A 21898-nucleotide genomic window follows, 5' to 3' on the forward strand; every position below is an offset into this window, starting at 1 on the left:
CCGGCGGCCCCGGCACGGGCGACCGGGGAACTGCGCACCCGCGTCAGCCCTGGGTCAGCGCGCGGTCAGCGGGTCAGGGCACAGTGGTCGTGTGCCCAGGGGGCGGCGGGAGCCGGCCGAGGGGGCACGGGGAGAGGTGCCCGGAGCGGCTTATCGGGGACCTGGACCGCGAGGTCCGGTCGGGTGTACGCCCACGCAGGTTCGAATCCTGCCTTCTCCGCACAGCAACGCAGTACCGGCTGGGACGTCCCGACGAGGTCCGATTTCCGCCAGTCCTCCGCGGTGGAACGAGGCATCCTGGATCTCGCGGAGAATGGGACCGGACAGAGGAGGGACAGTGGTGGCCTACCAGCACGCCATGGTGAGCACGAGTCTGGGCGAGCTCCTGATGGTCTCGGACGGAACGGCCCTGACCGGCCTCTACTTCGAGGGCCACCGGTACCCGCCGGCCGCCGACCGGATCGGTGCGCGGGTCGGCGAGCGCGAGGACCCGGTCATCGCCCGGGCCGCCGACGAGATGCGGGAGTATCTCGCCGGTGAGCGGCGCGACTTCGAGGTCCCGGTGCACCCGCACGGTGACGACTTCTCGCAGCAGGTGTGGCAGATCCTCACGCGGATCCCGTACGGCGCGACGACGACCTACGGCGCCATCGCCCAGCAGCTCGGGAACAGGCTGATGGCGCAGCGCGTGGGACAGGCCGTGGGGCACAACCCGGTGAGCATCGTCATCCCGTGCCACCGGGTCGTCGGGGCGAACGGCTCGCTCACCGGCTTCGCGGGCGGGATCGGCCGCAAGCGCACGCTGCTCGACCTGGAGGAGCCCGCGGCGGTGGCTGCCATGCGCCTGTTCTGACAGCGCCCGACAGCCGTCCGACGACCGCCCGACAGCCGCTTCACGACCGCCCCCGCACCGGTCAGCCGACCTTGGATCAGCCGACCTTGAAGCTGCGCACCTCGTCGTCCTGCTCGCTGCCCGGGGTCAGCGTGTTCTCGGCCACCCGGTGGGCGCAGTCGGCCCGGTCGTAGAGCTGGATGCCGTGCCCGGTGTCGTCGCGCAGCGCGAACGCGGGCGCGCCCGCCCGGGCGTCCAGCGGTGCCACGACGTTGCGGCACTCGCCGGTCCGCAGGCCGTCCACCGTCTGCGCGAGTTCCGCCGGGCCGGTGGCGGCGGCGCTGTGGTAGCGCAGCAGCACGCTGCCGGCGATCGCGGTGTCGGTGTCCTGGGCGGCGCTGGGCAGCGGGTCGGCCCAGGGGCGGGGCTGCGCGGCGGGGCGGGCCGCGCTGTCCCGGTTGCGGTAGGACATGCCGGGCTTGAACTCGGTCGATCCGAAGAGCTCCGGGACGGTGACCGGGGTGTAGCCGGCCCGGCGCAGGTTGCGGATGAGCTGCGGGACGGCGGCCAGGGTGTCGCGCTGGTTGTCGGTGTCGTGCATCAGCACGACCGACCCGGCGCGCACCCCGGCCTCGGCGCGGCTGAGCACCTGGGCGGGATCGTGGTGGTACCAGTCGAGGCTGTCCAGGTCCCAGAGCATCAGGGGGTGGCCGTAGGCCGCGACCTGCGCGCTCTGGTTGCCGTAGGGCGGGCGCACCAGGGTGGGACGGGTGCCGGTGATGTCGGCGATCGTCTTCTCGGTGGCGGCCAGTTGGTCGTGCACCTGATCGGGTGTCAGCGCCCCGAGGTAGGGGTGCGTGTAGGTGTGGTTGCCGAGTGCGTGGCCCTCGGCGACCTCGCGCTTGACCAACTGGGGCCGGTAGGCGGCCTCCTGGCCGACCAGGAAGAAGGTCGCCTTGGTGTGGGCGGCGGCGAGGTCGTCGAGCAGGGCGCCGGTCGCGGCCGACGGCCCGTCGTCGAAGGTCAGCGCCACGCAGGCGAGCCGCGCGCAGTCCGGAGCCGGTGGCGCGGCGCCGGCCGGTTCCTGGGCCGGGGCCAGCAGGGCCGCGCACAGGCAGACCAGCGTCGGCAGCGCCGCGGCCCCCAGTCGCCCGCCCGGCGTGGTCACGAGCGCCCGGCGGGCGGCTGAGCGGCGGACGCGCGCGAGGCATGGCATGGGTCTTCTTCCTTCAACGGGAGCCGGGCCGGACGCCGGGCCGGGAGCTTCAGTCGTTTCCATCTGATCCGCTTATATGACTTATTTCTTCCTTACTTCACCCGCATGCCCGATCCCGCCCGTCCGCCCACGGCGGGCCCTCTGGCGGACCGGGAGCACCGCGCGGGACCCTTGGGCCATCGACCTCACGATGGGAGAAGCGATGGAACCAGTGGCTTCGAAGTCGACCGTCCGCAGCGTGACCTACGACCTGCTGCGCACCCTCGGACTGACCACCGTCTTCGGCAACCCCGGTTCGACGGAACAGACCTTCCTCCAGGAGTTCCCCGCCGACTTCCGCTATGTGCTGGCCCTCCAGGAGGCCTCGGTCGTCGCGATGGCCGACGCCTTCGCCCAGGTCACCGGCCGCCCGGCGCTGGTCAACGTGCACTCCTCGGCGGGCCTGGGTAACGCGATGGGCAACCTGGTCACCGCCTACCACGCCAACACCCCACTGATCGTCACCTCCGGTCAGCAGCACCGCGAGATGGTCATCGGCGATCCCTACCTGTGCAACCGCGAGGCCACCACGCTGCCCAGGCCGTGGGTGAAGTGGTCCTACGAGCCCGCGCGGGCCCAGGACGTACCCGACGCGTTCATGCGGGCCTACGCGACGGCCCTGCAGCCGCCGGCGGGGCCGGTCCACCTGTCGATCCCCCTCGACGACTGGAACCAGCCGCTGGCCGGCCCCGCCCGGCTGCGCACCGTGAGCGACCGGGTCACCCCCGACGAGCAGCGCCTGCGGCTGTTCGCCGACCGGATCTCGGCCAGCCGCCGCCCCGCCCTGGTCTTCGGACCGGAGGTGGACCGCAGCGGCGGCTGGGAGTCGGCGGTGGCCCTGGCGGAGCGGCTGCGGGCCGCCGTCTACGGGGCCCCGCTGCTGGACCGCGCCTCCTTCCCCGAGGACCACCCGCTCTTCCGCGGCCCCCTGGGCATCTCCATCAAGGCCGTCGGCGACCGGCTGGCCGAGCACGACCTGGTCGTCGTGATCGGTGCCGAGGTCTTCCGCTACTACCCGTACGTCCCCGGCGAGTACCTCCCGGCCGGCACCCGGCTGCTGCACATCACCGCCGACCCCGAGGTCGCCGCGGCGGCGCGGATGGGCGACAGCCTGCTGGGCGACCCGAAGATCGCGATCGACCGGCTCGTGGACCTGGTCGCCGACGGATCCGCGCGCACCGCCCCCGAGCCGATGGCGCGGCCCCGGACGCTGCCGCCGACCCCGAGCCGGCCGCTCACCCCGCCGGAGGTCTACGCCGCGCTCAGCAGGGTCAGGCCGCCGGACGCCGTGATCGTGAACGAGTCGACCTCCACGATGGCCCAGCAGCTGGAGTGGCTGCCGACCACCAGGCCCGGCTCCTTCTTCGCCACCGCGAGCGGCGGCATCGGCTGGGCCACTCCGGCGGCGGTGGGCGTGGCTCTGGGCGACCGGGCAAACGGCGTCTCCCGGCCCGTCGTCGGCCTCATCGGCGACGGCTCGTTCCAGTACTCCGTCCAGGCCGTCTGGACCGCCGCCCAGCACGAACTGCCGATCGTCTACGTGGTCATGCGGAACAAGGAGTACTCCATCCTCAAGTCCTTCGCAGAGCTGGAGGAGACCCCCGGGGTGCCCGGCCTCGACCTGCCCGGCATCGACATCGCCTCCGTGGCACGCGGCTTCGGCTGCCACGCCGTCGACATCGACACCACCGAGGACCTGGAACGCGAGTTCACCCGGGCCCTCACCTCCCGCACCACGACCGTCCTCGTGGTCGCCACCCGGCCCCAGCACGCCGCACTGTCCTGAACGTCTGCCTGGCCGGCGTGCGGACTGGTCGATCATGGGACGTGAGCCTGCCAGCTGCCCCGGCTGAGATCAACAGCAGCCGCCCGGGCTAACCTCCGTCCCGGGAAGCCCAGTTCGATCCTGACCGACCATTCCGACCATGTCACATCCATACGGGTGAATCTCGGCATTTCGTGCATTTATCAGCGCTTACGATCGACTGCTATGACAGAAAGTCGAAGCAGTGCAGCGGCCGAGCACACGGCCGACGTGGTGATCCTGGGTGCCGGACCGGCCGGGCTGGTGCTCGCAAACCTGCTGCGGGCAGGCGGAGTCGACTGCGTCGTCCTGGAACGGGCCGACCGCGCGCACCTCGCGGCGCGGGCGCGCGCGGGGTTCCTGGCGGCGAACACGGTGCGGGTCCTGGAGCGGCACGGGCTGGCCGAGGGGCTGCGCTTACGCGGCCGGGAGCACGCCAGTTGCGAGTTCCGCACCGAGGACGGCCGGTTCCGGCTCGACTACGGCGGCCTCGGCCGCCAGGAGCCGCACACCGTCTATCCGCAACAGGACCTGGTGACGGATCTGCTGACCCGGTACCTGGCCGACGGCGGACGGGTGTGCTTCGGGACCGAGGCGCTGGCCGTGCAGGACGCGGACAGCACACGGCCCACCGTCACGGCCCGCACGGCCGACGGTCGACCGGTGACGTGGCGGGCCAGGTACGTGGCCGGCTGCGACGGGCGGCACGGTGCCGCGCGGCGGTCGCTGCCGCCCGGGGCGGTCCGCCGCTACCACCGCGACCACCAGGTCTCCTGGCTCGGCCTGCTCGCCGAGGCGCCGCCGAGCCTGGACGCGGTGGGCTATGCGGTGCACGAGCGCGGATTCGCCGGACACATGGCCCGCACCTCCGAGGTCACGCGCTACTACCTGCAGTGCGAGCGCGGGAGTTCGGCCGACGCGTGGCCCGAGGAGCGGATCTGGGACGAGCTGGCGATACGCCTGCGCAGCGCGGACTACGGCCCGCTGCACCAGGGCCCGATCATCCAGCGCACCGTCGTCGACCTGGAGTCCGACGTCCTCGAACCGCTGTGCCACGGTGCGCTGTTCCTCGCGGGGGACGCCGCCAGCCTGCTCAGCCCCTCCGCCGCCAAGGGGGCGAACCTCGCCGTGCTGGAGGCCGAACTCCTGGCCGACGCCCTGATCGACGCCCTCCGCCACGGCGACTACGCAGGGCTCGCCCACTACTCGGCACGCTGCCTGGCCCACATCTGGCGCGCGCAGGAGTTCTCGCACTGGATGATCCGGCTGCTGCACACCGCACCCGAGGCGCACGAGGCGGCGTCGTTCGACAACTCCCTGCGGCGCTCCCGCCTCGCCTCCCTGCGCACCTCGCGCAGCCAGCAGGACTGGTTCGCCGAACAGTACGTCGGCGTGTGAGAACCGTCGGCGGCTGAACCACCGGCAGGTGGGAACCGTCGACCCATGAGAGCCCTGCCACCCAGCTACCGCATGCGAACTATGCTACCCCGCCAATGAATTGAGGATCCCCCACGATGGTGACGACGATCCCGAGCGAGCCGACGACGATCCCCGGTGACGCGGCGCGCTTAACTTCGGCCGTGGACTTCGTCCGGGAGCAGGACACCGCCACGCTGCTGCCGCTCCTGCTGCCCGGACTCGACGGCCCGGAGCTGCGGGCCCTGGTGGAGCGCTGCCGCTTCTCGCACGCGGCCCTGCTCCTCTTCCCCGCCGACCCGCAGGAGCTGCGCACCCGACTGGCCGACTGCGGACTGGATCCGGCGGTGCAACCGCAGCCCAGCGTCGTCGTCCGGGAGCGGCTGGCCGCCCGGCACCGGCGCGACGCCGCCGAGCTCGACGTCCACATCCTGCGGCCCCCGGTGCTCGGCCTGGACGGGGTGCAGCGCACGGTCGAGATCTTCACGCTGACCGTGCCGCCGGGATCGCCGCTGACCCCGATCGCCGAGCAGGAGCGCCGGTGGCAGCACGAGGCGCACCTCGCCTTCGACATCGAGCAGCCGGATCCGCTGGTGCTCCGCGGCCTGTGCGCGATCCTGGCGCGGCACGGCGCGCGCCCCGACGGCGGCGGCTACAACCGGCACGAGGACGGCACGGTGCTCTACTTCACCGCACCCGCCGACTCGAAGGCCGGGTACCGGCGGGTCGAGCTCTACCTGCACGGCGACCACCGCGACGTCCTCGCCTCCCATCTGGCGGAGTTCCGCGCGACCCAGCCCGCCGAAACGCTTCTTCGCCTGCTGACCGGGGCGTGGGCGACCCAGGCGCTGGCCGTCTTCGCCGAACTGCGGGTCCCCGACGCCTTGGACACCCGCACCGCGACCGGCGCCGAGGCGCTGGCCCGGGAGGTCGGCGCCGACCCGGAGAGCCTGGCGCGCCTGCTGCGCTACCTCACCATGCTGGGGGCGGTGACCGCGGACCACGACGGCTTCCGGCTCACCGAGCTGGGCGCGCTGCTCCGCGCGGACTCCGCCGGTTCGATGCGCCCGCTGGCCCTGATGTACGGCGGGCCGTTCTACCGGTCCTTCGCCCACCTCGCACACACCGTGCGCACCGGGGAGACGGCCTTCGACCACCTCTTCGGCGAGAACCACTTCGACCACTTCGCCCGCGACCCCGAACTCGCCCCGCTCTTCGACCAGTCCATGGCCGCGAGTTCGCGGATGTTCGAGCCGCTGACCACCCACCCGGTGGTCACGGCCGCTAGCGCGGCGCCCGCTCCCGGGACCGTGGTCGACGTCGCGGGCGGCAACGGCGAACTGCTCGCCCGCCTGCTGACCGCGCACCCGCGTCTGAACGGTGTGCTGCTCGAACGCCCGCACGTGGTCGAGGCCGCTCGCCGCTCCCTGGCGGCGGCCGGCTGCGGCGAGCGGTGCGAGTACCTGGTCGGCGACTTCGCCGACGTGCCGGCGGGCGGCGATCTGTACCTCCTCTCCCGGGTGCTGCACGACTGGGACGACGACCGCTGCCGCGAGATCCTGCGCCACCTCGCCCGTGCGATGCCGGCCCACGCCGACCTGCTCATCGTCGAGCGCGTGCTGCCCGCCGACGACTCGCCCTCACTGGCCGTCCCGTGGGACCTGCACATGATGTGCAACGTCGGAGGCCGCGAACGCCGCACCGACCACTACGCCCGGCTGCTCGCCGAGGCGGGGCTCACCCTGGTGGGCCGGTCGCCGCTGCCGCTGGACGCCAGCGTGCTGCACGCCCGCAAGGCCGGCGACGAGACCGCCGAGGTGCCGCGCCAACTGCCGCTGCCCGGCGGCCGGGAGGCGTGAGCGCGGCAGCCTCCTGAGTCATCGGCCCCCGGTCACCGGCGGCCCGGCCGGTGCCGGGCCGCCGATCGGGTGAAGCCGTCCCGCCCGCCGCTCACTCCGGCCACGGCGAGTCGAGGATGGTGCGCACGAAGTCGCCGCGCTCGAAGCCGGGCACCCGGTGCGCCAGCACGTCCGCCTTGACGTTGCCGAAGGTGGTCTCCGGCTTGTGCCGCACTCCTTCGGTGAAGGCCGCGAGGATCTGCTCCTTGAAGCCCGGCCGCGGGTGCAGCGCGGTGACGGCCGCGCGGTCGGCCTCGCCGATGTCCGTGTAGCCGATGCCCAGCACGTCGTACTCGACGCCGGCGGTCACCAGCGCGACCTCGGGCTCCATGAACTGCGGGATCCCGGGCGTGGTGTGCAGCGCGATCGCGGTCCACACCCGGCGCACGCTGTCCTCGGGGACCCCGTGCCCCTGGAGGAACCGGCGCGCCTCGTCCGCGCCGTCCACCTCGAACCGCCGCCCGTCGGTGCGGAACCGCTCGCCGAGCCCGAGGTCGTGGAACATCGCGGCGATGTACAGCAGTTCGGGATCGTAGCTCAGGTCCCTGTTGTGGCCCTGCAGGGCTCCGAAGCAGTACACCCGGCGCGAGTGGTGGTAGATCAGATCACTCGTCGCCTCCCGCACCAGTTCGGTCGCCTCACGGGCGAGCTTGGTGTCCGGCACGCTCACCGGACCGACGGACAACGCATCCATGGCACCCGTCCCAGGTAGTCGCCAACCCATCACGTCGCCTCGGCGACACTCCCAGCTTCCCCCGGCCGCCGGAGCCCTGCCATGTCCAGCCGGCCATCACAGCCACACATCCGGACACGCGGCTGCCGGCCATCGGGTCGTCGACCGGTCCCTGCCCCGGCCTAGGATTTGTCCGGCTCGCGCCCGGCCGACAGGTCCGCCTGCTGCTCGGCGGCGGTCTCGGCCTGCACGCCCGCACGCAGGCCGACGATCGCCACCACGGCGGCCACGGCCATGATGACCGCCATCCAGTAGAAGACCGTCTGGGTGGCATGGGCGAAGTCGACCCGGAAGAACTGCGGGATGTTCGCGGCACCCCCGCTCCCGCTCCCGCCGCTCTGCGCCTGGACCTGGGAGAGGTGGGCGGCGGTGGAGACCGCCTGCGCGTGCGGCACGCCCTGGGCGACCAGGGAGTCGGTCAGCCGCGAGCGCAGTTCGGTGACCAGGACGGTGCCCAGCACGGCCAGTCCCAGACTCGCGGCGTAGTTGCGGACCGTCTGGGTGATGCCGGTCGCCTCGCCGTAGGACAGCCGCGAGGCGCGGTTGACCGCGTCCGTGCTGGCCGGGGTCAGCATGAAGCCCATGCCCGCGCCGGCCAGCACGATGTCCCACTGCTGCGCGCTGAAGCGCAGCGTGGTGGCGTCGCCCGCCCACAGGTAGAACCCGACCGCGGCCAGGACGCAGCCGATCACCACCGGCCGCTTCGCGCCGTCCCGGTCCAGCATCCGGCCACCGATCTGCGAGGCGATCACGAAGCCGATGAAGAAGTAGAGCAGGAAGATGCCGGCGTTCGAGGAGGAGTCGCCCAGCGCGATCTGCGCGTACTCACTGGAGAAGAAGAACACCGGGACGAAGACCAGCATCGAGATGCCCAGCACCAGGTTCTGCACGGAGAACGCGCGGATGCGGAAGATGTCCACCTGGATCAGCGGTGAGGCGGTGCGCTTCTCGACGAGCGCGAAGACGACCAGCAGCAGGACACCGGCCGCGATGCAGAGCCCGATCGCGGGGTTCGACCAGCCCCAGACCTGCGACTGCTGGAACCCGAAGACGCTCAGCGCGACACCGCTGGCGATCAGGGCCAGGCCCCGGTAGTCCATGGGCGCCGGCCGGCTCTCCGTGACCGGCTTGGAGATCGCGATCAGCAGCAGGGCGATCGCCGCCACCGGCAGGTTCACCCAGAAGATGGCCCGCCAGGTCCATTCGGTCAGATAGCCGCCGAGCACCGGTCCGATCGCGGTCAGCCCGCCCGCGATGCCGAAGAACAGGGCGAGCGCCCGCCCGCGCTCGCGCAGCGCGAAGTTCTGCACCACGATCGCCAGCGCCGCCGGGAACATGATGGCGCCACCGAAGCCCTGGACGGCGCGGAAGGCGACCAGCCACGCCTCGGCCAGGCTCCCGGTGGGGGTGAAGCCGCAGCAGGCCGAGGCGCCCGCGAAGATCAGCACCCCGAGCACCACCATCTTGCGGTGACCGACGGTGTCGGCGAGCCGGCCGCCGAAGGCGAAGAAGGCCGCCAGGGTGAGCAGGTAGGAGTTGACCGCCCACTGCACCCCGGTGCTCGTCAGCTTCAACTCGTGCTGGATGTTCGGGACGGCGATCGACACGATGGTCTGGTCGATGAAGGTCATCGCGACGGCGAAGATCATCGCCGCCAGCACCAGGTAGCGCGAGGATCCAGTGGCGGGAGCAGTGCTCACGGTTCGCTCTTCCCTCCGGGGTGCACCCGCCGCCGGCCGGCGGCGGATCACCTGTGGGGCGGGCCCGTCCCGGGGGGAAGCGGGCACGGTTCCTGCCGTTCGTTCGGCGGCTCTCATGCTAGTGCCGTGTCAGGCAACCTTCACCCCGTCGCAAAGGCTGCCTGACGCGGCACTGGCGACCGGCCCAGGGCGACGCCTGACGGAGCATCGCGGGCGGTCACCTGTGCGGTGGGCCGGTCTCGGAGTCGTCGAGCAGCAGTTCCAGCAGCGGGAGCGCCGCCTCCAGCTCCCGGCACTGCCGCGGGGTGAGCCGCCCGCTGCGACGGGCCAGCAGGGCCGAACGCTCCTGCCGGATCCGGGTCAGCGCCGCCTCGCCGGCCGGGGTGAGCGCGAGCAGGTGGGAGCGGCCGTCCAGCGGGTCGGGGGTCTTGGCGATCAGTCCGTCGTCGGCCAGCGGGGCGATGGTGCGGACCATGGACGGGACGGCCACCCGTTCGCGTGCCGCGAGTTCGCCCAGGCGCAGCGGTCCGTGCTGCTCGACCCGGGCCAGCGCCGAGAGCTGGGCGAAGGTGAGGTCCTTGCCGCTCGCGGCCTGGGACATCTGCCGGTTGAGCCGCGCGATGACCAGGCGCAGCCGCACGACGGCCTCCTCGGACAGCGCGCCTTCGGCCCCGGCTCCGCCTTCGTCCCCGGCCCCGGTCATGGCCCCGGTCATGGTGCACCGGTGCCCGTGGACGGCGCGCCCGCGCGCGGCCCGGTGCCCGCGGGCTTGCGCCGCTCCCGCATCAGCGAGGCGGCCGCCGCGACCAGGGCCATCGCGATCGCCAGCCAGAAGACCACCAGCAGGCCGTCGTGGAAGGGCCCCGAGATCAGCTGCGGGAAGAACTGCCGGCCGGTCAGCGTCTGCGCGTTGGCCGCCGGCAGCTGACCGAGCACGTGCGGGCCGAGCAGGTGCTGGACGGGGTTGTACCCGAGGAAGGCCGCGAAGAGCGTGCCGACCGGCGGCAGCGCGGCGATGGCGTGCGCGTCGCCCGCGGGCACGCCCTGTGCGGTGAGCCCGGCGCTGAGCGTGTGCGGCAGCGAGCCGGACAGGCCCGCCACCATCAGCGAGAAGAAGACGCCGATCGAGAGCACCATCCCGGCGTTCTGGAAGGTGGCGCGCATCCCCGAGGCGGCGCCGCGGGCCTCGGCGGGCACGCTGGACATGATCAGCGAGGTGTTCGGAGCAGCGAACAGGCCGCCTCCCAGGCCGTTGACGAACACCAGGAGGGCGAACCACAGGTAGCTGAAGTCGGTCGGCAGCAGGAGGAGCCCGCCGAAGGAGGCCGCCATCACCAGCAGCCCGCCGGAGGCGAACAGCCGCGCACCGGCGCGGTCCGAGAGGTAGCCCGAGATCGGCCCGGCGGCCAGGAAGCCGAAGGTCAGCGGGGTCAGGTAGATGCCGGCCCAGAGCGGGGTGTCGGCATAGTCGTAGCCGTGCAGCGGCAGCCAGATGCCCTGCAGCCAGATGATCAGCATGAACTGCAGGCCGCCCCGGGCGATCGAGCCCAGCAGGGTGGCCGCGTTCCCGCCGGCGAAGACCGGGTCGCGGAAGAGCCGCAGCGGGAACATCGGCTCGGCCACCCGTGACTCGACCAGGCAGAAGACGGCCAGCAGGGCCACTCCGCCGCCCAGCCCGGCCAGCACCCACGGGTTGGTCCAGCCCATGGTGTGACCGCCGTACGGCTGAATGCCGTAGGTGATCGCGGCCAGCAGCGCGGTGAGGCCGACGGCGAAGGTGGCGTTGCCCCACCAGTCGATCCGGGCCGGGCGCCGCACCCCGGTGTCGTGAAGCGAGCGGTACGCCCAGACGGTGCCGAGCAGGCCGATCGGCACGTTGACCCAGAAGATCGACCGCCAGGCGACCTGGGCGAGCAACCCGCCCAGGACCAGGCCGATGAACGAACCGGCGATGCCCGCGACGACGTTCACCCCCAGCGCCATGCCGCGCCGCTCGGCCGGGAAGGCGTCGGTGATGATCGCCGCGGAGTTGGCCATCAGCATCGAGCCTCCCACGGCCTGCACCACCCGCCAGCCGATCAGCCACAGCGCGCCGGCACCGCCGTGCAGCGGGTCGAGCGCGAGGGCCACCGAGGTGAGCGTGAAGATCAGGAAGCCCGCGTTGTAGATCCGTACCCGCCCGCGGATGTCGCCCAGCCGGCCGAGGGTGACGACCAGGACGGCGGTGATCAGCATGTAGCCCATCAGCATCCACAGCAGGTAGCTGACGTTGCCGGGCTTCAGCGGGTCCAGGCCGATGCCGTTGAAGATCGCGGGCAGCGAGATGAGGACGATCGAGGCGTTGACGGTGGCGATCAGCGTGCCGAGGGTCGTGTTGGAGAGTGCGACCCACTTGTAATGGGGGTGGTCAGGGCCCGCGGTCCACCGGGAGGGTCCCGTGCGCCCGGTCCTGCCACCGTGCGCCGCTCCGACCGTCATCGCTGCCTCCTGGAGAGGGGTCGGCCGTGGCCGCTGTCCGGAGTACTTCGATAGCTCTCGTCAACTAACGATAGTCCGATTTTCAGACCGATAGAAGGGCTCGACGGAGACCCGCGCTGGTGACCGGCCGCCGACGGCCGGTCCCGCCCTTCACCGGTCGTCGCGGCCGTGGAAGATCCCCCAGCTCAGCCGGCCCTGCCGGCAGGCCGCCACCCACAGCGGCAGGTTCTCCAGCAGGCCCTCCAGGTAGGCCGGTCCGACGAGTTCGCGCAGCTGGTCGGCGCTTCGCCTGGTCTCCTCCACCAACCGGACGTAGTGGGTGAGCAGTTGCTCGCTATGGTCGTCGAAGTCGACCCGGATCGGCCCGGCTTCGGCGAACTGCTTCAGGTAGTACCCGGGCGTGGCCAGGCCGGTGACCTCCAGGCGCGCGATCACCGACCGCAGCGACTCGGGTGCGACGCCGTCGGCGGCCATCACATCGGTGAAGACCACTTCTCCCCCGGGCCGCAGCACCCGGGCCACCTCGCCGAGCAGCCGGTCGCGGTCGGGGCTGTGGCAGAAGGCCTCCTGCGACCAGACGACGTCGAAGTGGCCGTCGGGGAAGGGGATGTCCTGGAAGGAGCCGGTGACGACCTCGATCGACCGGTCGAGCCCCTGCTGCGCATTGGCCGCCCGGTGGCGCTCGTTCTGCGACTCGCTGATGTTGAGCGCGACCACCCGGCACCCGAACCGCTCGACCAGGTAGCGGGTCGCGCCACCGTAGCCGGACCCGAGATCCAGCACCGTGGTCCCGGGACGGCCGAGCCGCTCGGCGATCTTCGAGGCCGCCCGCTCCACGGTGCGTCGGGAGGCCGTCGCGATCGGCTCGCCCGCGTCGAGGTAGCTGCCGGTGTGGATGTCCTGCCCGCCCCACACCGTGCGGTAGAAGCCGTCGACCTCGGCGCTTCCGTAGTACCGGCGCGCCGTCTCGACCGCGTCCGCGGTACCGCCCTCGGCCATGACCTGCTCCCTCTGTCGCTCCGCTGTCGACTGATGACTCTACGTCAGGAGGGTGTGCCGGGACCGCCGTTGCGCGCCGCCCGCCCAGAAGGCGGGCGCCTCAGGACTTCGCCAGGCCCGTGACGACCTCGGCGCCCGGCAGGAGGGCGAGCGCCGCGCCCGGCAGGATCAGCTTGCCCCGGCGCCGGCCGCTGCCGACCAGCACGTGCGGGGCGGCGGCGACCGCCGCGTCGATCAACAGCGGCCAGCCGCACGGAAGTCCGACCGGGGTGATGCCGCCGTACTCCATGCCGCTCTCGGTGACGGCGGTGTCCATGGGCGCGAACGAGGCCTTCCGGGCCTCAAGGCGCTTGCGCACCACCGTGTTCACGTCGACCTGCGAGTCGGCCAGCACGAGGCAGGCGGCGAACGTGGTCGTCCCGGCCCGCTTGGCCGCGACCACGACGCAGTTGGCGGAGACGTCCGCCGCCACGTCGTAGGCCTGGCAGAAGACCGCCGTGTCGGCCTTGTCGGGCTCGGTGTCCACGTACAGCACCGCTTGCGCCGCCTCCTGCTCGCGCCACCCTCGCAGTGCCTCGGCCACCGGGCGGGCGAGCTGGTCGGCGACGTCGAGCGCGCGGTGGGCCGCGGTGAAGTTCCCGAACGGGGGGCGCAGCAGATCGGTCATGGCGCGAGCCTATCGCCCCCCTCGACTTGACACGAACGCCGTTCGTTTATAGAACAGTGTTCGTGACGATTTCTGTGAACCAGGACATGCAGAACATGGACGTGACCGTGGTGGGAGCCGGGCCGGTGGGCCTCGTGCTCGCCGCGGAGCTGGCGATCGCCGGGGCGACGGTGCAGGTGCTCGAACGGCTCGCCGAGCCGAGCGAGGGGATGAAGGCCGGGGCGATCAACGTGCCGACGGCCGAGGCGCTCGACCGCCGCGGCCTGCTGCCGGCCGCCGAGCAGGTGCAGCGCGAGCTGCTCGAACGGATGGGGTCGTTCACCCGCGTACCCGCCGACCAGCAGCGCGGCGACCAGCCGTCCGGCGACGGACGGCGAGCACCCGACACGCGCTTCACCGGCCACTTCGCGGGGATGGTCCTCGATGCCGACCTGGTGGACTGGTCCGACCCCGACCTCGCCGCCCACACCGCGGTCGACGGCGCGCGGCTGGTGCCGCAGCGCGAGCTGGAGGAGCTGCTGGCCGGCCACCTCGCGCGGCTCGGCGTCCCGGTGCACCGCGGGGTGGAGGTCACCGCGCTCCAGGACACCGGCGAGGGCGTGCTCGTCGGCACCACGGCCGGCCCGGTGCGCACCGGGTGGCTGGTCGGGTGCGACGGCGGGCGCAGCACCGTGCGCCGCCTGGCGGGCATCGACTTCCCCGGCACCGACCCCGAGCTGACCGGGCACCTGGCGGTCGCCGGGATCGCCGATCCGGAGAAGCTCGCGGACGGCTGGACGTGGTCGCCGCTGGGTGCCTACCGCTACGGGCCACAGCCCGGACGGGTGGTCACCGTGGAGTTCGGCAGGGCGCCCGCCGACCGCTCGGCACCGGTCACCCTGGAGGAGGTGCAGAGCAGTCTGCGCCGGGTCTCGGGCACGGACGTCACACTGACCGCACTGCGCGCCCCGGCGACCCGCTGGAGCGACAACGCCCGCCAGGCCGCCTCCTACCGGTCCGGGCGGGTGCTGCTGGCCGGCGACGCCGCGCACGTGCACTCGCCGTTCGGCGGCCAGGGGCTCAACCTCGGGGTCGGCGACGCGATGAACCTCGGGTGGAAGCTCGCTGCCGTGATCGCCGGCTGGGCGCCCGAAGGACTGCTCGACAGCTACGACGCCGAGCGCCGCCCGCTGGGCGCCTGGGTGCTGGACTGGACGCGGGCCCAGATCGGGGTGCTGCGCGGGGACGCCAAGTCGGCCGCGCTGCGGGAGGTCGTCGCCGAGCTGCTGGGCACCCGGGCGGGCACGACCTACGCCGTCAAGAAGATCTCCGGTGTCACGCAGCGCATCGACCTGCCCGGCGACCACCCGCTGATCGGGCGCCTGGTGCCCGACCTGTGGCTGCGGGACGGCTCCCGGCTGGCCGACCACGGCCACGGCGGCGGATTCCTGCTGCTCGACCGCACCACGGACGGCGCCTTCGCCCGCCTCGCCACCGCCTGGGACGGCCGGGTGACCAGCGTGACCGACGGCCACGCGACGCCTGCCGGGGTGCTGGTCCGCCCGGACGGGGTGGTCGCCTGGGCCTGCGACACCGCCGACGGCGCCGCCGTCAGCGGCCTCGAAGCCGCCCTGCACCGATGGGCCGGCGCGCCGTCGTCCTCCACCTCGTCCGCACCCCGGCACGACTCGGTGGGCTGACCGGGATCCCGCCGATCGCCGTGCCCGGTCAGGTCAGGTCAGGTCCCGTCAGGCGAGGCCGTGGTGGTGGGCGTAGCCGATCGCGGCGGCGCGGTCGCGCGAGGAGGTCTTGGTGAAGATCCGGTTGATGTGGGTCTTCACGGTGTTGCTGCTCAGGTAGAGGCGGGTGGCGATCTCCGGGTTGGTGAGGCCCTGGGCGATCAGCCGCAGGATCTCCGCCTCGCGCTGGGTGAGGCCGTCGGGCAGCGGCTCCTCGGGGCGGCCGTGCTCCGGCGCCGGGTCGGCGACGCGCGCCCCGCTGGCGGCGAGCAGGGTGGCCTGGGCGCGCGGGTCGAGGACGGCCAGACCGCCGGCGGCGGCGTGCAGGGCGCGGGCGATGTCGGTGCGGTCCGCGTCCTTGGTCAGGTAGCTGCGGGCGCCGGCGCGCAGCGCGTCCAGGATCGAGGTGTCGTCGGCGTAGGTGGTCAGGATCACCACTGCGGTGCCCGGGTGCTCGGCGGTCAGCCGGCGGGTGGCCGCGATGCCGTCCAGCACCGGCATGCCGAGGTCCAGCAGGATGGCGTCGGGCCGGTGCTCGGCCACCAGCTCCAGGGCCTGGGCGCCGTCGGCGGCCGAGCCCACCACGTCGATGTCGGGCAGGGTGCCGAGCAGCAGGACCAACCCCTCGCGGATGCTGGCCTGGTCGTCGGCGACGACGACCCGCAGCGGGACCGGTGGGGTGGCGTCGGTGCTCATCGGGTGGGGCGCTCCGTATCTGCTCGGGTGGACGGACCCTGGTTCGGGCCGACGGGTACCTCGGCCGTCACGGTCCAGCCGTCGGAGTCCCGACCGGCCGTCAGAGTGCCGTGGGCCAGCAGCAGTCGCTCCCGCATGCCGGTCAGACCGTATCCCATGTCGGCGGTGCTCAGCGGGGCCGCGGCAGCGCCGCCCCCGGCCGCCGGGCCGACCGGATTGGCGACGCTCAGCCGCAGCCGCTCGGGGCGGTGCACGAGCGTGATCGTGACCGGCTGCCCCGGGGCGTGCTTGGCGCAGTTGACCAGCGCCTCGCGGGCGGTGCGCAGCAGGGCGACCGTGGCCTCCGGGGAGAGGGCCACCGGCGGGCCGGTGACCTGGCAGTCCACCGGGACGCGGTGGCGCTCGCGGTGCTCGGCCGCCGACTCGGCCAGCTCCTCGCCCAGCGGGCGGGTGTCGGTGCGCAGCGCTTGGACCGCGCGGCGGGTCTCCACCAGGCCGTCGCCGGCCATCCGCTGGGCGGTGGCCAGCACCTCCAGGGCGCGCTGCGGATCCTGACCGTCGCTCAGCAGGGCCCGGGCCGCCTGGATCTGGATGCCCAGGGCGCCGAGCGAGTGCGCCAGCACGTCGTGGATCTCGCGTGCGATCCGGGTCCGCTCGTCCAGCACGTCGGCTCGGCGCTGCTCAGCGCGCAGTTGCTGGTACTGCTCCAGAAGGGCGGCGGACTGCTCGGCCTGCACCCGGTAGGCCAGCCGGTTGCGGCCGGTGACCAGCCCGACCACGAGCAGCAGCGGCAGCCCGACCAGGGTGCCGATGCCCTGGTCGAAGAGCACCCCGCCGACCTCGATGGCCAGCAGCGACACCGCGCCGACCGTGAGCGCCGGGGTGAGCGGCAGGTCGGTGCCGGCCGCGATCAGGGCCACCGCGGCGTAGGCGATCAGGCTCGTACCGCCGCCCGCCGCGGCGGCCCCGAAGCCGGCCGCCGCGGCGGTCAGCGTGAGGGCCGCGGCGAGCGCGCGGGGGTGGCGGCGCTCCGGGGCAGGACCCAGGTCGATCACCGCCCAGGCGGCCACCCCCACCCCGATCAGCGCGTAGGCGACGGTCTGGGCGGTGGCGCCCCGGTGTCCGGCGGGCGGCTCCAGGAAGGTGAGCAGGCCGATCAGGACGTAGCCGATGACCCGGACGCACCAGACAGCTGCTCGCAACATGAGCCGAGTATCGCCGAGCAGCCGGGCCCGGAGGGAGCCGGTCGGCACGACGGCGGGCGCGGGAGGGGTGGCGGCGGGGCGGGTGGCGGCGGGATGGGTGGCGGAGGGGCAGGTGGTGGAGGGATGGGTGGGTGCGAGGTGGACGGGTGGCGCGGGGACCACCGCGTCCGTCATCGCCGGCCCCCGCTGCGGCCCGCGCCGCCGGAGCGGAAGGCGCCCGCGAGGAAGGTCGAGCCGTCCTTCTCGGCGGCGAACGGCACCCCGGCCGCGACGGCCCGCGGCAGGATCACGGCGGCCTGCGCCAGCCGGTTCAGGCCCAGGCCGAAGAGCAGCGTCGAGGAGGAGGCGGCGACGTGCGCACCCATCGCGCCCGCCAGCACCACCACCAGCACCCGCCACGCCACCAGGCCGCCCCACAGCCACAGACCGCGCAGCGGCAGCCGGGCCCACAGCACGCCGCCTCGGGACTCCAGCCGGGTCATCGCCCCGAAGGCGAGGCCGATCGCGACCGAGCCCGCCGCGCCGACCACCAGGCAGGTGACGTCGACCGGCTTCAGGTGCCCGCCGCCGGTGTGCAGATCGGTGAAGCCGATCACGGTGAGCACCGCGGGCAGCAGCACGGTGCGTTTGCCCCGCAGGTACTGGCCCCTGACCTGTTGGAAGACGATCACGGCGATGATCCCGACCACCGCCAGGATTTCGATGCCGGACATCTCGGACTCCTTCTCGGGCGACGCGTTCTGGGGCTACGCGTTCTCGGGTTGCGCACTCCAGGGCCCGTCCGGCCCTTGGTGCGATGCCACCGAAGCTACGGACGGCGCCGGTACCACCGCGTCACCCCAGGAGGTGGCCCGCGGGGTGATCCGCGGCCGTGCCCCTCACCCTGGGGCGCTACCGGACGGCGCGAGCACGGTCACCCCCGAGGTCACCCCCTGCTGCGATCCGCCGACGGGGTGCGCGCGGCCATCGTGGAGTCCGTTCGAACCGCTCCGAACCGCTCCCCGAACCACTCCCGATCCGCCGGAGGACCCGATGTTCAGCGAACTGACCCAGGCCATGATCATCAACGGCGCGGTCCTGACCGCCACCCTGCACAGTGACCTCGGACGCGCCCGCAAGATCGGCCCGATGCGCGTCCTGCGCCCGCTCGGCATCGCCGCGGGCGTGATCCCGCTCTTCCTCGACCCGATCGTCACCCATGGCGCCGGGCTCGCCGTCGAACTGGCGGGCGTCGCGGTCGGGTTGCTGGCCGGCCTGGGCGCACTGGCCCTGCTGCACGTCTACCGCAGCCCGCGGACCGACCGGCCGGTGAGCCGGGCCGGATGGGGCTACGCGCTGCTCTGGACGACCGTGGTCGGCGTCCGGGCCGCCTTCTCCTACGGCTCCGCCCACTGGTTCCCCGACCAGCTGGCGAGCTGGTGCCAGGCGCACCAGGTCTCCGGAGCCGCCATCACCAACGCGCTGATCTTCATGGCCGTCGTGATGCTGACGGTGCGCACCGGCGGCCTGACCCTGCGGGCGCTGCGGCTGCCGGCCGTGGAGCCCGGGCGGGCGACCGGCCCCGCCCTGGCCCGTAGCTGACCGGCACCCGGCGAACGGCGGTGCGGCGCCGGCCCGCTCCTCAGGACAGGGTCGGTACCGCACCGCCCTCGGCCCACTCCACGGACACCCCCACGAGCCCCCTGGTCCAGCGCTCCGCGAGCTCGGCCAACCGCTCCCGGTCCGGCGGCACGGGACCAAGACCGATCGCGTAACGGGTGACCGGCGGGCCGGACTCGAACGGGCGCGGCCAGGCGTGCACCCGCGGCGCCTCCTCGGCGAGGCTGCCGAGCAGCGCGCGCAGGCGCCCGCGGACCCGGCCGACCGTGTCCGCGAAGTCCTCGCCGTCGTACTGACGGACCGTCAGCACGGCCCAGGCCGCGTGACGCCGGTGCATCGGCGCCTCGGCGCACAGCTCGCCGGGCACAGCGGCCGTCAGCAGCTCCCAGCCGCGGTAGAGCTCCTCGGCGAGCAGGTCGAGGAGCCCGACACCGACCTGCTCGGTGCAGCTGCGCACCGGGTGGGTCGCGGTGAGCACCGTCAGCGGGCCCGTACCGCTGCCCCAGGCGGCGAACTCCGTTCCGCCCGGGACAAGTTCGACCGGCCGACGCCAGTCCCAGACCGCCCAGTCGGCGAAGAACCGCTCCAGCAGCGCCTCGTCCGGAAGCTCGCCCGCCTGCCGCACGGTGCGGGCCGCCAGCACCGACCAGGCAAGACCCGGCAGCGTGCCGAACGGCGCCGAGTCGAGTCAGACGGTGGCGTCCTCACGGTGGCCGAAGGTGTGCACCCCGGCCAGCCGCGCGGTGAACGGCGCCAGCTCGGCCGCGGCGGCGCTCAGCAGCGGGGCGGCACGCTCGAACTCGGCCCCCAGCGAATTACCTGGCACCGAGGAACGGTTGACCCGTCGGCGAGGTCGGCCCTGCAGGCAGCCCGGGCGGCAGACAAGCCGTGGTGCCGCGTCAGGCAGCCTTCGCCCCGTCGCGCGAAGGCTGCCTGACGCGGCACTAGCATGAGGGCCATGCCGGACGCAGCGCACCGCCTCGAGCCGTTCACCCCGCAGACCGAGCCCGCCGCGCTCGAGGACCTCCGCACGCGGCTGCGTGCGACGCGCTGGCCCGATGCGCCCGAGGACGCCGGGTGGGCGCTCGGCACGGACGTCGGGTATCTGCGCGAGCTCGTCGACTACTGGGCGGACGGGTTCGACTGGCCGGCGCAGCAGCAGGCGCTGGCCCGGCTGCCCCGCTTCCGGGTCCGACTCGGCGGCCTGGGCATCCATTTCGTGCACGCCCGGGCGGTCGCACCGGCCGGCCCCGCGCTGCCGCTGGTCCTCAACCACGGGTGGCCGGACTCGTTCTGGCGCTACTCGAAGGTCGTCCCGCTGCTGACCGATCCCGGCGCGCACGGCGGCGACCCCGCCGACGCGTTCGACGTCGTCGTCCCCGACATGCCGGGCTTCGGCTACTCCGACCGCCCCACCGGAGCGCCGCTCGACTCCATCGCCGTCGCCGGTCTGTGGGCCGAGCTGATGGACGTCCTCGGCTACCCGCGGTTCGGCGCGGCGGGCGGGGACATCGGCAGCCACGTGAGCCGCTACCTCGCGCTCGACCACCCCGAGCGGGTCGTGGCCGTCCACCGCATGGACGGGGGCCTGCCCGCCCTCGCCGGCGGTGCGCCCAAGCCCACGCCCGAGGAGAGCGCCTGGTTCGCCGAGGTCGCGGCCTGGGGCGCCGGCGAGGGGGCCTACGGTGCCATGCACCGGACGAAGCCGCAGACCGCCGCCGTCGGGCTGACCGACTCGCCGGCCGGGCTCGCCGCGTGGATCGTCGAGAAGCTCCGTGCGTGGAGCGACTGCGGCGGTGACGTCGAGCGGAGCTTCACCAAGGACGAGATCCTGACGAACGTCATGATCTACTGGCTCACGGGGACGATCGGCTCCTCGATGCGCATGTACCACGCGAACGCCGCGATCCCGCCCGCGCAGCTGACCCGCCGGGTCGAAGTACCGTCCGGCTTCTCGCTCTTCGGCGGCGACATCCTCAGCCCGCCGCGGGCCTGGCTCGAGCGCACCACGAACCTCGTGCACCTGAGCGAGCCGGCACGCGGCGGGCACTTCGCACCGTTCGAGGAGCCCGAGCGCTACGCGGAGGAGCTGCGCGCCTTCTTCCGCCCCTACCGGGCGGCGGCCACGGGCCGAGGAGGCCGGTACAGCACAGGACGCTAGCCGGTCGGCAGGCAGATCGCCTGGGACTGGAAGGAGCGCGCCTCGGTCGACGCGTTGTTCATCGAGACGATCCAGGTCTCTCCGACCGCCTGGGACGTCACCACGGACAGACCAGTGGAGGACGTGCTCCTGAACTGGAAGCCGCCGGCGATGAGCACCGTTCCGGTCGGACAGCCGGCGATGGCGTAGCCGGATCCGCCCGGAGGGACCGGGGTGATGGCGCTGAACACCTTCACGGGGGCCTTCACCACGCCGGACGGACCCGTGGGCCCCAGCGCACCGGTCGGACCGGTCGGCCCCGTCGCACCGTCGCTGCCCGTGGGGCCCGTGGGGCCCGTCGGGCCGTGCGGACCGGTCGGCCCGTGCGAACCGGTCGGGCCGGTCGCACCCGTCGGCCCCAGCGCACCGGCCGGTCCGGCGGACCCCAGCGCGCCGATCGTGCCCGCAGGCCCGGTCGGCCCCGTCGGCCCCAGTGAACCGGTCGGGCCGGTCGGCCCCGGTGATCCGTTCGTGCCGGCCGGCCCCTGCGGACCGGTCGGACCGGTGGGCCCCTGCTGGCCGCGGCAGCCGGCATGGTCGTCGGGACGCCTGCAGTGGTCGCCGCCGCCGGCGGGGCTGAGGGCCGAGGTGGTCGGAGCCGCCAGTGCTCCGAGGCCCACCACCATCGCGGCGGCCACGGCCGTGCGGGCTGCCCTGCGAGCGTTCACGATCTTCTCCTTCGACGGGTACCAACGGGC

The 21898-nt window shown here is 73.4% G+C and carries 20 protein-coding genes and 1 pseudogene; 8 read left to right on the forward strand and 13 right to left on the reverse strand.

Features of this window, described 5'->3' with window-relative positions; translation table 11 throughout:
- The first annotated feature begins 130 nt into the window (after positions 1 to 130).
- Both OG500_RS02950 and OG500_RS02955 read left to right on the forward strand, forming a co-directional pair.
- Positions 131 to 220: pseudogene (locus OG500_RS02950) on the forward strand.
- 120 nt (positions 221 to 340) lie between these two features.
- A complete protein-coding gene (locus OG500_RS02955; RefSeq protein WP_329576187.1) occupies positions 341 to 853 on the forward strand; it encodes a methylated-DNA--[protein]-cysteine S-methyltransferase in 513 nt (170 codons plus the stop codon).
- Positions 854 to 929: 76 nt separating this feature from the next.
- Here OG500_RS02955 and OG500_RS02960 read toward each other — a convergent pair whose 3' ends face one another.
- Positions 930 to 2048, reverse strand: a complete 1119-nt coding sequence (locus tag OG500_RS02960; protein ID WP_329576191.1) for a polysaccharide deacetylase family protein — start codon at positions 2046 to 2048, stop codon at positions 930 to 932.
- A gap of 202 nt (positions 2049 to 2250) precedes the next feature.
- On the opposite strand from OG500_RS02960, the gene mdlC reads away from it, so the two are divergent.
- The 3 genes from mdlC (at position 2251) to OG500_RS02975 (ending at position 7166) form a co-directional block, all read left to right on the forward strand.
- On the forward strand, positions 2251 to 3873 hold the full coding sequence (mdlC, locus tag OG500_RS02965; RefSeq protein WP_327064779.1) for a benzoylformate decarboxylase: 1623 nt from the start codon (positions 2251 to 2253) through the stop codon (positions 3871 to 3873).
- A gap of 204 nt (positions 3874 to 4077) precedes the next feature.
- Positions 4078 to 5289 (forward strand): 4-hydroxybenzoate 3-monooxygenase, encoded by a 1212-nt coding sequence (locus OG500_RS02970; protein WP_329576195.1) that lies wholly within the window; start codon positions 4078 to 4080, stop codon positions 5287 to 5289.
- Between the two features lie 116 nt (positions 5290 to 5405).
- A complete protein-coding gene (locus OG500_RS02975) occupies positions 5406 to 7166 on the forward strand; it encodes a methyltransferase (RefSeq protein ID WP_329576198.1) in 1761 nt (586 codons plus the stop codon).
- 91 nt (positions 7167 to 7257) lie between these two features.
- Here the strand turns inward: OG500_RS02975 and OG500_RS02980 are convergent, their stop codons facing one another.
- From OG500_RS02980 to OG500_RS03005, 6 genes are all read right to left on the reverse strand, one after another.
- Positions 7258 to 7899 carry an HD domain-containing protein gene (locus OG500_RS02980; RefSeq protein WP_327064782.1) on the reverse strand — a complete coding sequence of 214 codons (642 nt, stop codon included), beginning with the start codon at positions 7897 to 7899 and terminating at the stop codon, positions 7258 to 7260.
- A gap of 161 nt (positions 7900 to 8060) precedes the next feature.
- Complete coding sequence (locus OG500_RS02985; RefSeq protein ID WP_327064783.1) at positions 8061 to 9638, reverse strand: MFS transporter; 1578 nt, start codon at positions 9636 to 9638, stop codon at positions 8061 to 8063.
- Positions 9639 to 9855: 217 nt separating this feature from the next.
- A complete protein-coding gene (locus OG500_RS02990; protein WP_329576203.1) occupies positions 9856 to 10341 on the reverse strand; it encodes a MarR family winged helix-turn-helix transcriptional regulator in 486 nt (161 codons plus the stop codon).
- 8 nt (positions 10342 to 10349) lie between these two features.
- Positions 10350 to 12116 (reverse strand): MFS transporter, encoded by a 1767-nt coding sequence (locus tag OG500_RS02995; protein WP_329576207.1) that lies wholly within the window; start codon positions 12114 to 12116, stop codon positions 10350 to 10352.
- A gap of 150 nt (positions 12117 to 12266) precedes the next feature.
- Positions 12267 to 13115, reverse strand: a complete 849-nt coding sequence (locus OG500_RS03000; protein ID WP_327064786.1) for an SAM-dependent methyltransferase — start codon at positions 13113 to 13115, stop codon at positions 12267 to 12269.
- Positions 13116 to 13215: 100 nt separating this feature from the next.
- Entirely contained in the window at positions 13216 to 13782 is a 567-nt protein-coding gene (locus OG500_RS03005) for a YbaK/EbsC family protein (protein WP_329576211.1), read from the reverse strand.
- 95 nt (positions 13783 to 13877) lie between these two features.
- Here OG500_RS03005 and OG500_RS03010 point away from each other — a divergent pair, with 95 nt between their 5' ends.
- Complete coding sequence (locus tag OG500_RS03010) at positions 13878 to 15461, forward strand: FAD-dependent monooxygenase (protein ID WP_329587374.1); 1584 nt, start codon at positions 13878 to 13880, stop codon at positions 15459 to 15461.
- 48 nt (positions 15462 to 15509) lie between these two features.
- On the opposite strand, the gene OG500_RS03015 is transcribed toward OG500_RS03010, so the two are convergent.
- From OG500_RS03015 to OG500_RS03025, 3 genes are all read right to left on the reverse strand, one after another.
- The gene (locus tag OG500_RS03015; RefSeq protein WP_329576214.1) at positions 15510 to 16196 is read right to left on the reverse strand and encodes a response regulator transcription factor; all 687 of its coding nucleotides are present in this window, start codon (positions 16194 to 16196) and stop codon (positions 15510 to 15512) included.
- Positions 16193 to 17401: a sensor histidine kinase gene (locus OG500_RS03020; protein ID WP_327064789.1), complete on the reverse strand. Its 1209-nt coding sequence runs from the start codon at positions 17399 to 17401 to the stop codon at positions 16193 to 16195. The genes OG500_RS03015 and OG500_RS03020 overlap by 4 nt, the downstream gene beginning before the upstream one ends.
- Before the next feature lie 170 nt (positions 17402 to 17571).
- Complete coding sequence (locus OG500_RS03025) at positions 17572 to 18114, reverse strand: hypothetical protein (RefSeq protein ID WP_329576219.1); 543 nt, start codon at positions 18112 to 18114, stop codon at positions 17572 to 17574.
- Positions 18115 to 18433: 319 nt separating this feature from the next.
- On the opposite strand from OG500_RS03025, the gene OG500_RS03030 reads away from it, so the two are divergent.
- Positions 18434 to 18982 (forward strand): hypothetical protein, encoded by a 549-nt coding sequence (locus OG500_RS03030; protein ID WP_329576222.1) that lies wholly within the window; start codon positions 18434 to 18436, stop codon positions 18980 to 18982.
- A 40-nt stretch (positions 18983 to 19022) separates the two neighbouring features.
- Here OG500_RS03030 and OG500_RS03035 read toward each other — a convergent pair whose 3' ends face one another.
- Both OG500_RS03035 and OG500_RS03040 read right to left on the reverse strand, forming a co-directional pair.
- The gene (locus OG500_RS03035; protein ID WP_329576225.1) at positions 19023 to 19643 is read right to left on the reverse strand and encodes a hypothetical protein; all 621 of its coding nucleotides are present in this window, start codon (positions 19641 to 19643) and stop codon (positions 19023 to 19025) included.
- Positions 19644 to 19688: 45 nt separating this feature from the next.
- A complete protein-coding gene (locus OG500_RS03040) occupies positions 19689 to 19826 on the reverse strand; it encodes a hypothetical protein (protein WP_329576228.1) in 138 nt (45 codons plus the stop codon).
- A 132-nt stretch (positions 19827 to 19958) separates the two neighbouring features.
- On the opposite strand from OG500_RS03040, the gene OG500_RS03045 reads away from it, so the two are divergent.
- A complete protein-coding gene (locus tag OG500_RS03045) occupies positions 19959 to 21161 on the forward strand; it encodes an epoxide hydrolase family protein (RefSeq protein WP_329576231.1) in 1203 nt (400 codons plus the stop codon).
- Here OG500_RS03045 and OG500_RS03050 read toward each other — a convergent pair.
- Positions 21158 to 21868 (reverse strand): hypothetical protein, encoded by a 711-nt coding sequence (locus OG500_RS03050; RefSeq protein ID WP_329576234.1) that lies wholly within the window; start codon positions 21866 to 21868, stop codon positions 21158 to 21160. The two genes, OG500_RS03045 and OG500_RS03050, sit on opposite strands and share 4 nt — an antisense overlap.
- Positions 21869 to 21898 lie beyond the last annotated feature (30 nt).

The organism is Kitasatospora sp. NBC_01250, assembly GCF_036226465.1.
Lineage (GTDB): Bacteria > Actinomycetota > Actinomycetes > Streptomycetales > Streptomycetaceae > Kitasatospora.

Excerpts from the sequence above, each read along its gene's own strand:
- OG500_RS02980 (WP_327064782.1), bottom strand. The coding sequence starts at position 7,899 with ATGGATGCGTTGTCCGTCGGTCCGGTGAGCGTGCCGGACACCAAGCTC.
- OG500_RS03010 (WP_329587374.1), top strand. The coding sequence starts at position 13,878 with ATGGACGTGACCGTGGTGGGAGCCGGGCCGGTGGGCCTCGTGCTCGCC.
- OG500_RS02995 (WP_329576207.1), bottom strand. The coding sequence starts at position 12,116 with ATGACGGTCGGAGCGGCGCACGGTGGCAGGACCGGGCGCACGGGACCC.
- OG500_RS03015 (WP_329576214.1), bottom strand. The coding sequence starts at position 16,196 with ATGAGCACCGACGCCACCCCACCGGTCCCGCTGCGGGTCGTCGTCGCC.
- OG500_RS03025 (WP_329576219.1), bottom strand. The coding sequence starts at position 18,114 with ATGTCCGGCATCGAAATCCTGGCGGTGGTCGGGATCATCGCCGTGATC.
- OG500_RS02960 (WP_329576191.1), bottom strand. The coding sequence starts at position 2,048 with ATGCCATGCCTCGCGCGCGTCCGCCGCTCAGCCGCCCGCCGGGCGCTC.
- OG500_RS03030 (WP_329576222.1), top strand. The coding sequence starts at position 18,434 with ATGTTCAGCGAACTGACCCAGGCCATGATCATCAACGGCGCGGTCCTG.
- OG500_RS03045 (WP_329576231.1), top strand. The coding sequence starts at position 19,959 with ATGCCGGACGCAGCGCACCGCCTCGAGCCGTTCACCCCGCAGACCGAG.
- OG500_RS03005 (WP_329576211.1), bottom strand. The coding sequence starts at position 13,782 with ATGACCGATCTGCTGCGCCCCCCGTTCGGGAACTTCACCGCGGCCCAC.
- OG500_RS03000 (WP_327064786.1), bottom strand. The coding sequence starts at position 13,115 with ATGGCCGAGGGCGGTACCGCGGACGCGGTCGAGACGGCGCGCCGGTAC.
- OG500_RS02990 (WP_329576203.1), bottom strand. The coding sequence starts at position 10,341 with ATGACCGGGGCCGGGGACGAAGGCGGAGCCGGGGCCGAAGGCGCGCTG.
- OG500_RS02975 (WP_329576198.1), top strand. The coding sequence starts at position 5,406 with ATGGTGACGACGATCCCGAGCGAGCCGACGACGATCCCCGGTGACGCG.
- OG500_RS02970 (WP_329576195.1), top strand. The coding sequence starts at position 4,078 with ATGACAGAAAGTCGAAGCAGTGCAGCGGCCGAGCACACGGCCGACGTG.
- OG500_RS03020 (WP_327064789.1), bottom strand. The coding sequence starts at position 17,401 with ATGTTGCGAGCAGCTGTCTGGTGCGTCCGGGTCATCGGCTACGTCCTG.
- mdlC (WP_327064779.1), top strand. The coding sequence starts at position 2,251 with ATGGAACCAGTGGCTTCGAAGTCGACCGTCCGCAGCGTGACCTACGAC.